Source organism: Sphingomonas sp. Leaf17 (genome assembly GCF_001421505.1).
Lineage (GTDB): Bacteria > Pseudomonadota > Alphaproteobacteria > Sphingomonadales > Sphingomonadaceae > Sphingomonas.
Genome location: NZ_LMKL01000005.1, coordinates 74,896 through 87,378 on the forward strand (window position 1 = coordinate 74,896; position 12,483 = coordinate 87,378).

Sequence of the window (12,483 nt, forward strand, 5' to 3'; positions counted from 1 at the left end):
CGCGGTGTCGATACGCGGATCGCTCACCGATCGCACTCCCCGAACACGATGTCCATCGCGCCCAGAATCGCAGTCGTGTCCGCGAGCATGTGGCCCTTGGTCATGAAGTCCATCGCCTGCAGGTGGCTGAACGCGGTCGGACGGATCTTGCAGCGATACGGCTTGTTGGTGCCGTCCGCGACCAGATACACGCCGAACTCGCCCTTGGGGCTTTCGGTCGCGACATACACGTCGCCGGCGGGCACATGATAGCCCTCGGTATACAGCTTGAAGTGATGGATCAGCGCCTCCATCGACCGCTTCATCTCGGCGCGCTTGGGCGGGCCGACCTTGCGATCGGTGGTCATGATCGGGCCTTCGGGCATCTGCGCCAGGCACTGCTTCATGATCCGCGCGGACTGTCGCACTTCCTCGACGCGCACCATGAACCGGTCATAGCAATCGCCGCGCGTGCCGACCGGCACGTCGAAGTCCATCTTGGCATATACGTCATAGGGCTGCGACTTGCGCAGATCCCACGGAATGCCCGATCCACGGATCATCGGGCCGGAAAAGCCCCATTTCACCGCATCGTCGCGGCTGACCACGGCGATGTCGACATTGCGCTGCTTGAAGATACGGTTGTCCGCGACCAGCGAAATCGCGTCCTCGAACAGGCGCGGCAGGCGCGTGTCGAGCCAGTCGCCGATGTCGGTCAACAGCTTCAGCGGCACGTCCTGATGGACGCCACCCGGCCGGAAGTAGTTCGCGTGCATCCGCGCGCCGCTCGCGCGCTCGAAGAAGTTCATGCAGTCTTCGCGAATCTCGAACAGCCACAGGTTCGGCGTCATTGCACCGACGTCCATCACATGCGAACCCAGGTTCAGCATATGATTGGAAATGCGCGTCAGTTCGGCGAAAAATACGCGCAGATATTGCGCCCGCTCCGGCACCTCCAGATCGAGCAGCTTCTCGACCGCCAGCACGAAGCTATGCTCCATGCACAAGGGCGAGCAGTAATCGAGCCGGTCGAAATAGGGCAGCGCCTGCTGGTACGTCTTGTACTCGATCAGCTTCTCGGTGCCGCGATGGAGCAGGCCGACATGCGGATCGACCCGCTCGACGATTTCGCCGTCCAGTTCCATGACCAGACGCAGCACGCCGTGCGCCGCCGGGTGCTGGGGACCAAAATTGATCGTGTAGTTCTGGATGGTGACATCGCCGGTCGTCGGATCGGCGGCATCGCTATGGCCCAGCAGTTCGTCGACATAGTCGCTCACTGGTTCTGTCCTCCGCTGGCATTGGCACCCGTGGTCGGCACGACGTCGGGATTCACCGGCTTGTCCCTGGCCTCGTTGCCAGGATCGCGCTCGCCCGCGCCCGTCTGCGCGGTCGACTCGCTTGCCTTCGGTTCGGCTGGCGGTGCCTTGGTCGGGGTCGCGGCCGCGGCGGCCTTGGCAATCTCGGCGGCACTCAACGGCGTCGGCGCGCCCTTGGCCTGCGGCAGAGCCGCCTTTTCATCGCCCGGCAGGACATATTCCGCGCCCTCCCAGGGACTCGTGAAGTCGAACGTGCGGAAATCCTGCGCCAGCTTCACCGGCTCATAGACCACGCGCTTCGCCTCCTCCGAATAGCGCAGTTCGACGAACCCAGAGAGCGGGAAGTCCTTGCGCTGCGGATGGCCACGAAAACCGTAATCGGTCAGGATGCGACGCAGGTCCGAATTGCCGCTGAACAGCACGCCGTACATGTCGTACACCTCGCGCTCCAGCCAGCCCGCGACCGGCCAGATCCCCGTCACCGACGGCACCGGCTTTTCCTCATCGGTCGCGACATGGACGCGGATGCGGTGGTTGCGGGTCAGCGACAACAGGCAATAGACCACCTCGAACCGCTCGTCGCGATCCGGATAGTCGACGCCGGCGATTTCCATCAGCTGCTGATATTCCAGCCCCGGCGTATCACGCAGCGCGACCATGGTATCGACCAGCGTTTCGCGCCGGACGTGCAGCGCGACTTCGCCGACATGATCGACGCCGTCATACAGACCAGCACCCAGCACCGCACGGACAGCGTCGATCACGCCATCATTGGCGGCATAGGCGGGAGCAGGCGCCCTCACCGTTCGATGCTCCCGCTGCGGCGGATTTTCCGTTGCAGCTGCATGATGCCGTACAGCAAGGCCTCGGCGGTCGGCGGGCATCCGGGAACGTAGATATCGACCGGCACGATCCGGTCACACCCGCGAACGACGCTGTAGCTGTAATGATAATAGCCGCCGCCATTCGCGCAACTGCCCATCGAAATCACATATTTCGGCTCGGACATCTGGTCGTAGACGCGGCGCAGCGCCGGGGCCATCTTGTTGCACAGCGTGCCCGCGACGATCATCACGTCGGACTGGCGCGGCGACGCGCGCGGGGCCGCGCCAAACCGCTCAAGATCATAGCGCGGCATGTTGACGTGGATCATCTCGACCGCGCAGCACGCCAGCCCGAATGTCATCCACCACAACGAACCGGTACGCGCCCAGGCGAACAGATCCTCGGTCGTGGTGACCAGGAATCCCTTGTCGGTCAGTTCACCGTTCAGATTGTCGAAGAACCCCTGATCGGGCGGCAGCATCGCGCCGCTGGCCGCGGGGGTCGTGAGCTCTACTCCCAATCGAGTGCTCCCTTCTTCCATGCATAGACAAGGCCGAGCGCAAGCTCGCCGATAAAGATCATCATCGAAATCCAGGCGGTCCAGCCGAGGTTGAACACCGACACGGCCCATGGATACAGGAACGCGGCCTCGAGATCGAAGATGATGAACAGGATCGCGACCAGATAGAAGCGCACGTCGAACTGGCTGCGCGGATCCTCGAACGCGGGGAAACCGCACTCATATTCGCTCAGCTTGTCGGCGTTCGGCTTGTGCGCGCCGGTCGCCTTGGCGACCACCATCGGCAGCACGACGAACGCCGTCGACAACGCGAGCGCGACGCCGAGGAACAGGAGAATGGGCAGGTATTGCGACAGATCGACCAATGGGCTTCTCGCAGGTGCGAAGGTGATGGTTGCGCTTTAGGCTCTGCGCGCGGGTCGGGCAAGCGTGAGACCCTGTGAGAATCACTCGCAAAACACCTTTGGGCCGGTGCTGGAACATAGGTTAGCAAAGGATGCCACCAAGCTCCGGCCCGCCACCCTCACGACGGCAAGGATCCAGCTTCTGCGTCTTCTGCCGGCAGGAAAAGGGCAGCAGCGGAACCCTCACCTGCGCGAGGGTGACAGACAAGCGAAACTCACCGCAGCGCGTTGGCGATCAGCTTGTGCATGCGCGAATGCAGCGCGTCGTTGGCGGCCAGGAACTCCTTGCGCTCCATCACCTTGTCGCCGCCGCGATAGTCGCTGACGAACCCGCCGGCTTCCTTGACCAGCAACATGCCGGCCGCGACGTCCCACGGGGCCAGGCCCGACTCCCAGAACCCGTCATACCGGCCGGCGGCGGTCCAGGCGAGGTCGAGCGAGGCCGCGCCAAAGCGCCGGATACCGGCGACTTCGGGTGCGATCGCGCCGAAAATGCGGCTCCACTGCACGAAATCGCCATGCCCCAGAAACGGGATGCCGGTCGCGATCAGCGCGTCGGACAGATCGCGCCGCGACGATACGCGCAACCGCTGCTCCTGCACCCAGGCCCCACGCCCCTTTTCGGCGGTGAAGCTTTCATCGGTCAGCGGCTGATAGACCAGCGCCGTCGTGATCTCGCGCTTGCCGTTCGGCATCGGCTCCTCGACCGCGATCGAAATCGCGAAATGCGGGATCCCGTGCAGGAAGTTCGACGTGCCATCCAGCGGATCGACGATGAAGCGCGGCTTGTTGGGATCACCCGCCACCTCGCCGCGCTCCTCCATCAGGAACCCCCAGTCGGGGCGCGCGCGCGAGAGTTCCTCATAGATCGTCTGTTCGGCGCGCTGGTCGGCCATCGTCACGAAATCGGCCGGCCCCTTGCGGCTGACCTGCAGCAACTGGACCTCGTTGAAGTCGCGGCGCAGGCGCGGAGCCGCTTTGCGCGCGGCGCGCTCGATGACGGTCATGAGGCCGGATTGGGCTGGCATTGTCTTCTACTCCCCCCTCCCGCACGCGGGAGGGGTCGGGGGTGGGTATTCTACTCTCCCTTCCCGCGTGCGGGAGGGGTCGGGGGTGGGGCGTTCCAGGGCGCCACGAGCAAAGCCCGCGTCGTCGGCCGCGCTTCGCGCGCCGGCCGGTCTGACTGGACGGACAGCCATGCTGTCCGTCCAGTCAGACTCAGTCCGCGCGCCTCACATATGTCTGCTCGTATACGTCTACGACGATCCGCGTGCCGGCACCGATATGCGGCGGCACCATCACGCGCACGCCGTTTTCCAGCACCGCCGGCTTGTAGCTGGACGAGGCGGTCTGCCCCTTTACCACCGCGTCCGCCTCGACGATCAGCGCCTCGATCGTGTCGGGCAACTGGACCGAGATCGGGCGTTCCTCCCAAAGCTCCATCACCACGTCCATGCCGTCCTGCAGGAACGCGGCCGCCTCGCCCAGAATGTCGGCGTCGAGCGTGATCTGCTCGTAATTGACCTTGTCCATGAAGGTCAGCGTGTCACCCTCGCGGAACAGGAACTGGAAGTCGACGGTGTCGAGCCGCACCTTTTCCAGGCTCTCGGCCGAACGGAAGCGGACATTGTTCTTGCGACCGTCGATCAGGTTCTTCAGCTCGACCTGCATATACGCGCCGCCCTTGCCGGGCTGGGTGTGCTGGATCTTGACCGCGCGCCAGATGCCACCTTCATATTCGAGGATGTTGCCGGGGCGGATTTCGACCGCATTGATCTTCATGGAGCCTACCTGTTTGAAAGAGCTGTTGGCCGCCGCCCTTACCGTCCGGCCCCTTTTCCCGCAAGCAGCGGATAGGGATTGATGTCCTGGCCCTGCCACCACCGCTCGCCCGGATCGGTGCGGGTCAGGCCGAAATGCAGGTGATAATTGCCCGCGCCCGCATCCCCGGTATCGCCGACATAGCCGAGCAGCGTCCCGCGTTTCACCGCCTGCCCCTCGTGAAGACCCGCCGCGTACCCGGCCAGATGCGCGTAGTAATAGGTCCAGCGACGCGCCGGCGAACGAACGTACACGGTCGTCCCGCCCCGCTCGCTCTGGAACAGCTTTTCCACCGTGCCCGCCGCCGCCGCCACGACCGGCGTGCCGGCCGGGGCCATGATGTCGGTGCCATGATGCGCCCGCGCACCGCCTTCACGCGCATCGCCCCAGCTGTCACCGATCGCGTCGCGCGGCACGCCCGCGACCGGCACCGTCAGGGCGCGCACGGTCGGCTGGACCCGCTCGACGACCGAAGCGACCGGATCGAACCGCGGGGCGACTCTACCACCGCCCGCAACGCCGAAGTCGGTCATCGACACGAACAGACCCACCACGACGACGATAATGCCAAGGATGATCCAGCCGACCCGGTTCATGGCCTCTCCGCTCCGGACCCTAGTTCTGGAAAACGGCCGGCGTCCCCGGCTTGACCATTAGTGCCAGCCGCGCCGCGTCCCAGTTGGTCAGCCGGATGCAGCCATGGCTTTCGGCCCGGCCGATCGTCTCGGGATTTGGCGTCCCGTGGATGCCGTAATGCGGCTTCGACAGGTCGAGCCAGACGACGCCGACCGGACCGTTCGGCCCCGGCGGCAGCAACGCCTTCTTGTCGCTGTTGTCCGCGTCCCAGAACAGCTTGGGGTTGTAATGGAACGGCGGATTATAGGCCGCGCCCTTGATCGTCCACGACCCGATTGGCAGCGGGTCATATTGCGACCCCATCGTCGCCATGAACTGCGCGACCAGCTTGCCGTCCTTGTCCAGCACGCGCAGCACCTCGTCGGACTTGTCGACGACCACCTTCGCGCCCTGCGGCTGGTTCGACCCGACGTTCAGCGACGCCAGCGTCGCCCGCCAGTCTTCCGGCAATTTCGGGTCGTAATTGGCGGCGTCGGGCAGCGCGTTGGGGAACACCACCTTCGTCCCCGCCGTCAGCTTCGTCTGCGGGCTGTTCAGCGCCATCAGCACCGCCGGGGTGGTGTGGAACATCTCGCCCAGCTTCTCCATCACCGTCTTGTACCCCAGCATCGGCAGCTTGGCCTGCTCGGGCGCGTCCCTGGGGAACGGATTGGTATAGGGACCGGCCAGCATTTCGGGCGTCAGCGCGATGACGGTGGTGGGCCGCATCTGGCGATAGAGGTAGAGCGCGCGCAGGGTGGCGGCATCGGCCTTGCCGGTTTCCGGCAATCCGCGCTGCTCCTGAAATCCCTTCAACGCCGCGGCCAGCGACTTGCCCTCGCGTCCGTCCAGCACGCCCGGCGAAAATCCCAGATGGTCGAGGATGACCTGCACATGCAGCACGCTCCGGTCGACCGTCACCGGTGCCCGCACGGGGGTGCCGGTCTGCGCCGATGCCGCGCCGGCCATGGCCATCAATCCCGCGCCGATACCAGCCCCGATCATTGCCCGATATGTCATGCCATCATCCTCCACTGTTACGCTGTGGAGGGAAACGGTCGGCGGGCGTCTTGTTTCCGCCGCGCAACGAACTCAGCGTTTTGCGAGGATTTCGGCAAAGGCCCGGACAGCGGCGGCTTCGTCCCCGCCCCATACGCTGTGCGATACCGCCAGGAAATCCGCGCCGGCCTTGACCAGCGGCGCGGCGTTGGCCGGCGTGATCCCGCCGATCGCCACGCACGGTATCTCGAACAGCGTCGACCACCAGCTCAGCAGGACCGGATCGGCGACATGCTCGACCGTCTTGGTCGTCGTCGGGAAGAACGCGCCGAACGCGACGTAATCGGCATTGGCCTCGCCCGCCTCCATCGCCAGATGGCGGCTGTCGTGGACGGTAACCCCGATCTGCGCGGTCGGCCCCAGCGAATCGCGGGCCTCGCGCGGGTCGCCGTCGCCCTGCCCCAGATGCACGCCGTCCGCACCCAGCCGTTTGGCCAGGCCGATATCGTCATTGACGATGAACGCGACTTCCCGGTCCGCGCAGATCCGCTGCAGCGGCTCGGCCAGGTGCGCGGCGGCATGCTGGTCGATGTCCTTCACCCGGAACTGGAACGCGGCCACCGGACCGGCGTCGAGCGCGCGTGCAAGCCGGTCGGGGAAGCCACCGCCGACATCGAGCGGCGATACCAGATACAACTGACAGGGCGGCCGGCGCATGTCGCGGGAAAAGCCGGCGGCAAAATTCGGGTCGAGGGGGCCGAGGGGATCGTCTTCAATCATCCCGCCCCCCTAACGACTATACGGGCGCGGCGCCACTACCGGCAACCACGCCCGCGCCAGCGCCCTTATTCCTCGCCCCTATTCCTCGCCCTTGTAGATCCGCACCAGCTTGTCGAGCATCGCCAGCGCCTCGTGGCGTGGCCGCTGGAACGTGTTGCGACCGATGATCGACCCGTTGCCGCCGCCGGCCAGGATGTCGCGCGCGTCCTGATACACCGCGTCCGCGCCCTTGGCCGCACCGCCCGAGAACACCACGATCCGCCGGCCGGCAAAGCACGACTGGACGACATGCGCGACCCGGTCCGACTGCTTCGACCAGTCGGTGCCCTCGTACGACTTCTTGGCGTCCTTCTGCTCGATATGGTCGCCCGGCAGCTTCACCTTGATGATGTGCGCGCCCAGCAGCGTCGCCATGTGCGCGGCATACGCCCCGACGTCGAGCGCCAGTTCCCCCGACTTGGGCAGGTCGCCCCCGCGCGGATAGGACCAGATGACGGTGGCGATACCGACGGCCTTGGCCTCCGCCGACAGTTCCTTGATCTCCTCCATCATGTCGAACACCTCGTCGGCACCCGGATAGATGGTGAAGCCGATCGCGGAACAGCCCAGCCGCAGCGCGTCGTCGACGCCGCCGGTCACCGCCTGGTTGATCTGCGTCGCCCAGCTGTTCGAGCTGTTCAGCTTCAGGATGGTCGGGATCTGGCCGGCGAACGTGTCCGCTCCCGCCTCCAGCATCCCGAGCGGTGCGGCATAGGCCGACAGCCCCGCGTCGATCGCCAGCTGGTAATGATAATGGGGATCATAGGCGGCCGGGTTGATCGCGAAGCTGCGCGCGGGGCCGTGTTCGAAGCCCTGGTCGACGGGCAGGATGATGAGCTTGCCCGTACCGCCCAGCTTGCCCTGCATCAGGATGCGGGCGAGGTTGGTCTTCACGCCGGGATTGTCGGACTCGTACTTGTCGAGAATCGCCTTAACGGTCGGAGTCATCATCTTCCCCTCGAATATGCATCGTCGTGCTTCGCCATGCGGTTAGCCCGTGACCGGCCGGCGCTCAACCCCGCGCACGTCGGATCCCCTGCCCTGACGGACGCCTGCACGGAAAAAACATTTGACGCATACCCGGCCGGATCCGACCATATGGGCGGGGAAAAACAGCGGGGAATCATCGCCATGGTCTGGCTACGTCACATCGTCGCGCTGCTCGCGCTCGCGGCCACGGCGTCCGTCTCGGCGGAACCGCTGAAGGTCGGTGACCGGGCGTCGGATTTCCAGCTGACGATGCTCGACGGATCGAAGGTTACGATGGCCGACCTGCGCGGGCAGGTCGTGGTCCTCAATTTCTGGGCGACGTGGTGCGGGCCGTGCAAGGCGGAGTTGCCGCTGCTCGACGCCTATTACCGGATGCGAAAAGCCAATGGCCTGCGGGTCTTCACGATCGCGACCGAGGATTCGCTGCCCACGTTCAAGCTGAAACCGCTGTTCGCGGCGATGGCGATTCCGTCAGCGCGGCGGATCAAGGGCAATTACGGCGTGCTGGGCGCGCTGCCGACCAACTATGTGATCGATCGCGGCGGGATCGTCCGGTACGCCAAACCCGGCGCGTTCGACCTCGATGATCTGAACAGCCTGCTGGTGCCTTTGTTGAAGGATTCCGCGCCGGCTCCGAGTGTGGTGCGCTAACCCTTCCCGTCACCCACGAGCGTAGCGAAGCAATCCAGAGCAGCCCGCTACGCACCGGATTGCTTCGCTACGCTCGTGGGTGACGGATTGATGACTATCGCGTCAGCGCCGCCACGCCCGGCAATTCACGCCCCTCCATCCACTCCAGGAACGCGCCGCCGGCGGTCGACACGAAGGTGAACTGGTCGCCCACCCCCGCCTGATTGAGTGCCGCGACGGTGTCACCGCCGCCCGCGACCGAGACAAGGGATCCGTCCTGCGTCAGCGCCGCCGCCGTCCGCGCCAGCGCGACCGTCGCGGTGTCGAACGGCGGCGTCTCGAACGCGCCCATCGGCCCGTTCCACACCAGCGTGCGGCAGTTCTTCAGCACGTCGGCCAGCGATTCGACCGCCGCCGGCCCGACGTCGAGGATCATCTCGTCGGCCGCGACCTCGTGCACGTTCACCGTGCGCGTCGGCGGATCGGCGCGGAATTCCTTGGCCACCACCACGTCATAGGGGAGATGGACGGTGCAGCGCGCCGCATCGGCCGCGGCCATGATCTCGTCCGCGACGCTCGCCAGGTCGTGCTCGCACAGCGACTTGCCGACATCGACCCCGCGTGCGGCCAGGAACGTGTTGGCCATGCCGCCGCCGATGATGAGGTGATCGACCTTGCCGACCAGATGCTTCAGCACGTCGAGCTTGGTCGACACCTTGGCCCCGCCGACGACCGCCGCGACCGGATGCTCGGGCTTGCCCAGCGCCTTTTCCAGCGCGTCGAGTTCAGCCTCCATCGCGCGGCCCGCAAACGCCGGCAACGCCCGCGCCAGTCCCTCGGTCGAGGCATGCGCGCGGTGCGCGGCCGAAAACGCGTCGTTCACATACAGGTCGCCCAGTGCCGCGAAGCGCGCGACGACGGCGGGATCGTTCTTCTCCTCGCCACCGAAGAACCGCGTGTTCTCCAGCACAGCGATATCGCCAGCCGACAGCGCAGCAACCGCGCCCTCGGCCCCCTCCCAGTCGATGAACCGGACCGGGCGGCCCAGCACGTCGGCATAGGGCGCGACGATCTGCTCCAGCGAGAATTCGGCGCTCGGCTGCCCCTTGGGCCGCCCGAAATGCGCGAGCACGAGCACGATCGCACCCTTGTCGGCCAGTTCGGTCACCGTCGCCAGCGTCGCGCGCAGGCGCGTGTCATCGGTCACCCGGCCATCGGCCATCGGTACGTTCAGATCCTCGCGCACCAGCACCCGCCGGCCCGCAACTTCACCGATATCGTCCAGCGTCTTGAATGGCTTGGTCATGGATGTTCCACCTCTATCGTATCACCAATCGCAATGTCGCCGCCCGCGACCACGCGCGCCAGCACGCCGCCGCGCCAGTCCGGCGTCAGCGCCGCCTTCAGCCCCGGTGCGATCGTCTCCATTCGGCTGCACGGATCGCATTCCTGCGTCACCAGCAGGACCACCGTGCCGATCCGCAGCCGCGTGCCCGGAACCTGCGGCAGGTCCAGCCCGTCGACCAGCAGGTTCGCGCGCCGCTCCTGCCATGGCAGGCTGTGCCCGGTTTCGGCCATCGCACGGTCCCAGTCGCCCCGCTCGATCAGCGACACCTGACGCCGGCCGCGACCACCGGGCTTCACGCTCCCGCGAAAATCGCCGGCCAACCCGGATTCGATGGAGACATGGACATGGTCCAGCGTCTCCATCGGACCCTTGGGTCGCCCGTGACGGGCAATGCCGGCGATGCGTCCCGTCATGGGCCTAGAGGAACTTCGCCATCGCGGTCGCGGTGTCGACCATGCGGTTCGAGAAGCCCCATTCATTGTCGTACCAGCTGACGACGCGCACCAGCTTGCCGTCGATCACCGCGGTCTCCAGGCTGTCGACCGTCGACGATTGCGGCGTGTGCATCAGGTCGATCGAGACGAGCGGCTCGTCCGAATAGACCAGCACGCCGACCAGCGGGCCGCTTTCCGACGCCGCCTTCAGGATCGCGTTGACCTCGTCCTTCGTCGTGTCGCGCTTCGGCGTGAAGGTCAGGTCGACGAGGCTGACGTCGGGCACCGGCACGCGGATCGCCGAACCGTCCAGCTTGCCCTTGAGTTCGGGCAGCACTTCACCGACCGCGCGCGCGGCCCCGGTGGTGGTCGGGATCATCGACATCGCGGCGGCGCGCGCCCGGCGCAGATCCGGGTGGATCTGGTCGAGAATCTTCTGATCGTTGGTATAGGCGTGAACCGTCGTCATCAGGCCGCGCTCGATGCCGATCGCATCGTTCAGCACCTTGGCGACCGGGGCCAGGCAGTTGGTCGTGCACGACGCGTTCGACACGATATTGTGGTCGGCGGTCAGCTTGTCGTGGTTGACGCCGTACACGACGGTCAGGTCGACATTCTTGCCCGGCGCCGAAATCAGCACCTTCTTCGCGCCTGCGTCGATATGCTTCTGGCAGGCGACGTCATCGGTGAAGAAACCGGTGCATTCCAGCACCAGGTCGACGCCCAGTTCCTTGTGCGGCAGGTTCGCGGGATCGCGCTCGGCGGTCACACGGATATGCTTGCCGTCGATCACGATGTCGTTGCCCTCGGCCGTCACCACGCCGGGATAGCGGCCGTGGATGCTGTCGCGGCTGAACAGCCAGGCGTTCGACTTGGCATCGGCCAGGTCGTTGATCGCGACCAGATCGAGCAGGCCGTCGCCCCGCTCCAGAATCGCCCGTGCGACGAGGCGGCCGATACGGCCGAACCCATTGATCGCTACCTTGACCGTCATCGAACTGTCTCCTTCAAGTCGTTGTCCGCGCGAGGATCTCGCCTGCTCATGGCATCGCCGGATACGGACCACGGGCAACCCCCGCGTCGCAACCGACGATCAAGTCGGCGAAGCCTTTGCGAGTCCTTGCTCACCGCGTCAACCGCGCAGGTGGACGGATTGCACCGGTACATATCCCGGTTCGTCCTTGCCGCCAGTCACGCGCATGCTATCTCGGCTGATATGACAGAGACTTCCCCCACGGCGGCCGATCGGGTCGACGCCGCGATCGCGCGGATCGAGGCGGCGATCGACGCGCGCGCCCGCGCCGCCGACGCGCTGGCGGCGCGCCACGCCGCGTTGAAGGCGCGCATGGCCGAGGCGGTCGCCGCGCTCGACGACGTCATCGCCCGCGAAAGCACCGGGTGATGGCCGACGTCACCCTGACCATCGGCGGCCGTCCGCACATCGTCGCCTGTCGCGACGGCGAGGAACACCGCGTCCGCCATCTCGGCGGCCTGCTCGACAGCCGTTGGGCGGCGGCGAACCGCGCGGCCGGCGGGCTGAATGCCGAGCGCGCGATGCTGTTCGTCGCGCTGATGCTGGCCGACGATCTGGACGATGCCGAAACCCGGCCACCGGCGGGGGCCGCGGTCAGCGAGGCCGCGCTTGCCCGCATCGCCGACCGGCTCGAGTCGCTCGCGGCGACCCTTGAGCAAACCGCGCCGACACCCTAAGTATGCAGGCGACGGGTACTGCCCGGTGCGAGCCTAAAATTATCCCTGAGGCTATTCATCATCCATGGGG

At 66.0% G+C, this 12,483-nt stretch carries 16 protein-coding genes; 3 read left to right on the forward strand and 13 right to left on the reverse strand.

Annotation, left to right across the window (positions count from 1 at the left end):
• Window positions 1–23: 23 nt before the first annotated feature.
• The 10 genes from ASE75_RS07330 to ASE75_RS07375 form a co-directional block, all read right to left on the reverse strand.
• Entirely contained in the window at window positions 24–1,238 is a 1,215-nt protein-coding gene (locus tag ASE75_RS07330) for an NADH-quinone oxidoreductase subunit D (RefSeq protein WP_443025310.1), read from the reverse strand.
• A 17-nt stretch (window positions 1,239–1,255) separates the two neighbouring features.
• Window positions 1,256–2,101: an NADH-quinone oxidoreductase subunit C gene (locus ASE75_RS07335; protein ID WP_055931282.1), complete on the reverse strand. Its 846-nt coding sequence runs from the start codon at window positions 2,099–2,101 to the stop codon at window positions 1,256–1,258.
• Window positions 2,098–2,643 carry a NuoB/complex I 20 kDa subunit family protein gene (locus ASE75_RS07340; protein WP_055931285.1) on the reverse strand — a complete coding sequence of 182 codons (546 nt, stop codon included), beginning with the start codon at window positions 2,641–2,643 and terminating at the stop codon, window positions 2,098–2,100. The genes ASE75_RS07335 and ASE75_RS07340 overlap by 4 nt, the downstream gene beginning before the upstream one ends.
• Window positions 2,634–3,008, reverse strand: coding sequence for an NADH-quinone oxidoreductase subunit A (locus ASE75_RS07345; RefSeq protein ID WP_055931287.1), 375 nt, complete (start codon window positions 3,006–3,008; stop codon window positions 2,634–2,636). Before ASE75_RS07345 ends, ASE75_RS07340 begins: the two co-directional genes overlap by 10 nt.
• A 254-nt stretch (window positions 3,009–3,262) precedes the next feature.
• Window positions 3,263–4,075: an inositol monophosphatase family protein gene (locus tag ASE75_RS07350; RefSeq protein WP_055931292.1), complete on the reverse strand. Its 813-nt coding sequence runs from the start codon at window positions 4,073–4,075 to the stop codon at window positions 3,263–3,265.
• Window positions 4,076–4,265: 190 nt separating this feature from the next.
• On the reverse strand, window positions 4,266–4,829 hold the full coding sequence (gene efp, locus ASE75_RS07355) for an elongation factor P (protein ID WP_055931295.1): 564 nt from the start codon (window positions 4,827–4,829) through the stop codon (window positions 4,266–4,268).
• A gap of 38 nt (window positions 4,830–4,867) precedes the next feature.
• Window positions 4,868–5,464 carry a M23 family metallopeptidase gene (locus ASE75_RS07360; RefSeq protein ID WP_055931298.1) on the reverse strand — a complete coding sequence of 199 codons (597 nt, stop codon included), beginning with the start codon at window positions 5,462–5,464 and terminating at the stop codon, window positions 4,868–4,870.
• 19 nt (window positions 5,465–5,483) lie between these two features.
• The gene (locus ASE75_RS07365) at window positions 5,484–6,452 is read right to left on the reverse strand and encodes a L,D-transpeptidase family protein (protein ID WP_200922334.1); all 969 of its coding nucleotides are present in this window, start codon (window positions 6,450–6,452) and stop codon (window positions 5,484–5,486) included.
• A 123-nt stretch (window positions 6,453–6,575) separates the two neighbouring features.
• The gene (gene thiE, locus ASE75_RS07370) at window positions 6,576–7,262 is read right to left on the reverse strand and encodes a thiamine phosphate synthase (RefSeq protein ID WP_055931304.1); all 687 of its coding nucleotides are present in this window, start codon (window positions 7,260–7,262) and stop codon (window positions 6,576–6,578) included.
• Between the two features lie 78 nt (window positions 7,263–7,340).
• Window positions 7,341–8,249 carry a class I fructose-bisphosphate aldolase gene (locus ASE75_RS07375; RefSeq protein ID WP_055932115.1) on the reverse strand — a complete coding sequence of 303 codons (909 nt, stop codon included), beginning with the start codon at window positions 8,247–8,249 and terminating at the stop codon, window positions 7,341–7,343.
• A 183-nt stretch (window positions 8,250–8,432) separates the two neighbouring features.
• On the opposite strand from ASE75_RS07375, the gene ASE75_RS07380 reads away from it, so the two are divergent.
• The gene (locus ASE75_RS07380) at window positions 8,433–8,942 is read left to right on the forward strand and encodes a TlpA family protein disulfide reductase (RefSeq protein WP_055932118.1); all 510 of its coding nucleotides are present in this window, start codon (window positions 8,433–8,435) and stop codon (window positions 8,940–8,942) included.
• A 94-nt stretch (window positions 8,943–9,036) separates the two neighbouring features.
• Here ASE75_RS07380 and ASE75_RS07385 read toward each other — a convergent pair whose 3' ends face one another.
• The 3 genes from ASE75_RS07385 to gap are packed head-to-tail and all read right to left on the reverse strand — an operon-like array spanning window position 9,037 to window position 11,697.
• Window positions 9,037–10,227: a phosphoglycerate kinase gene (locus tag ASE75_RS07385; RefSeq protein WP_055931307.1), complete on the reverse strand. Its 1,191-nt coding sequence runs from the start codon at window positions 10,225–10,227 to the stop codon at window positions 9,037–9,039.
• A complete protein-coding gene (locus ASE75_RS07390) occupies window positions 10,224–10,682 on the reverse strand; it encodes an MOSC domain-containing protein (RefSeq protein WP_055931321.1) in 459 nt (152 codons plus the stop codon). Before ASE75_RS07390 ends, ASE75_RS07385 begins: the two co-directional genes overlap by 4 nt.
• 4 nt (window positions 10,683–10,686) lie before the next feature.
• Window positions 10,687–11,697, reverse strand: a complete 1,011-nt coding sequence (gene gap / locus ASE75_RS07395) for a type I glyceraldehyde-3-phosphate dehydrogenase (protein WP_055931325.1) — start codon at window positions 11,695–11,697, stop codon at window positions 10,687–10,689.
• Between the two features lie 222 nt (window positions 11,698–11,919).
• Here gap and ASE75_RS07400 point away from each other — a divergent pair, with 222 nt between their 5' ends.
• Both ASE75_RS07400 and ASE75_RS07405 read left to right on the forward strand, forming a co-directional pair.
• Window positions 11,920–12,105: a hypothetical protein gene (locus tag ASE75_RS07400; RefSeq protein ID WP_156340298.1), complete on the forward strand. Its 186-nt coding sequence runs from the start codon at window positions 11,920–11,922 to the stop codon at window positions 12,103–12,105.
• Window positions 12,105–12,413 (forward strand): cell division protein ZapA, encoded by a 309-nt coding sequence (locus ASE75_RS07405; RefSeq protein WP_055931328.1) that lies wholly within the window; start codon window positions 12,105–12,107, stop codon window positions 12,411–12,413. The genes ASE75_RS07400 and ASE75_RS07405 overlap by 1 nt, the downstream gene beginning before the upstream one ends.
• The last annotated feature ends 70 nt before the right edge of the window (window positions 12,414–12,483 follow it).

What these genes read in the sequence shown, in the direction of transcription:
- ASE75_RS07365 (WP_200922334.1), bottom strand. Translation starts at nt 6,452, where the DNA reads ATGGCCGGCGCGGCATCGGCGCAGACCGGCACCCCCGTGCGGGCACCG.
- ASE75_RS07405 (WP_055931328.1), top strand. Translation starts at nt 12,105, where the DNA reads ATGGCCGACGTCACCCTGACCATCGGCGGCCGTCCGCACATCGTCGCC.
- ASE75_RS07350 (WP_055931292.1), bottom strand. Translation starts at nt 4,075, where the DNA reads ATGCCAGCCCAATCCGGCCTCATGACCGTCATCGAGCGCGCCGCGCGC.
- thiE (WP_055931304.1), bottom strand. Translation starts at nt 7,262, where the DNA reads ATGATTGAAGACGATCCCCTCGGCCCCCTCGACCCGAATTTTGCCGCC.
- ASE75_RS07380 (WP_055932118.1), top strand. Translation starts at nt 8,433, where the DNA reads ATGGTCTGGCTACGTCACATCGTCGCGCTGCTCGCGCTCGCGGCCACG.
- ASE75_RS07390 (WP_055931321.1), bottom strand. Translation starts at nt 10,682, where the DNA reads ATGACGGGACGCATCGCCGGCATTGCCCGTCACGGGCGACCCAAGGGT.
- ASE75_RS07400 (WP_156340298.1), top strand. Translation starts at nt 11,920, where the DNA reads ATGACAGAGACTTCCCCCACGGCGGCCGATCGGGTCGACGCCGCGATC.
- efp (WP_055931295.1), bottom strand. Translation starts at nt 4,829, where the DNA reads ATGAAGATCAATGCGGTCGAAATCCGCCCCGGCAACATCCTCGAATAT.
- ASE75_RS07360 (WP_055931298.1), bottom strand. Translation starts at nt 5,464, where the DNA reads ATGAACCGGGTCGGCTGGATCATCCTTGGCATTATCGTCGTCGTGGTG.
- ASE75_RS07375 (WP_055932115.1), bottom strand. Translation starts at nt 8,249, where the DNA reads ATGACTCCGACCGTTAAGGCGATTCTCGACAAGTACGAGTCCGACAAT.
- gap (WP_055931325.1), bottom strand. Translation starts at nt 11,697, where the DNA reads ATGACGGTCAAGGTAGCGATCAATGGGTTCGGCCGTATCGGCCGCCTC.
- ASE75_RS07385 (WP_055931307.1), bottom strand. Translation starts at nt 10,227, where the DNA reads ATGACCAAGCCATTCAAGACGCTGGACGATATCGGTGAAGTTGCGGGC.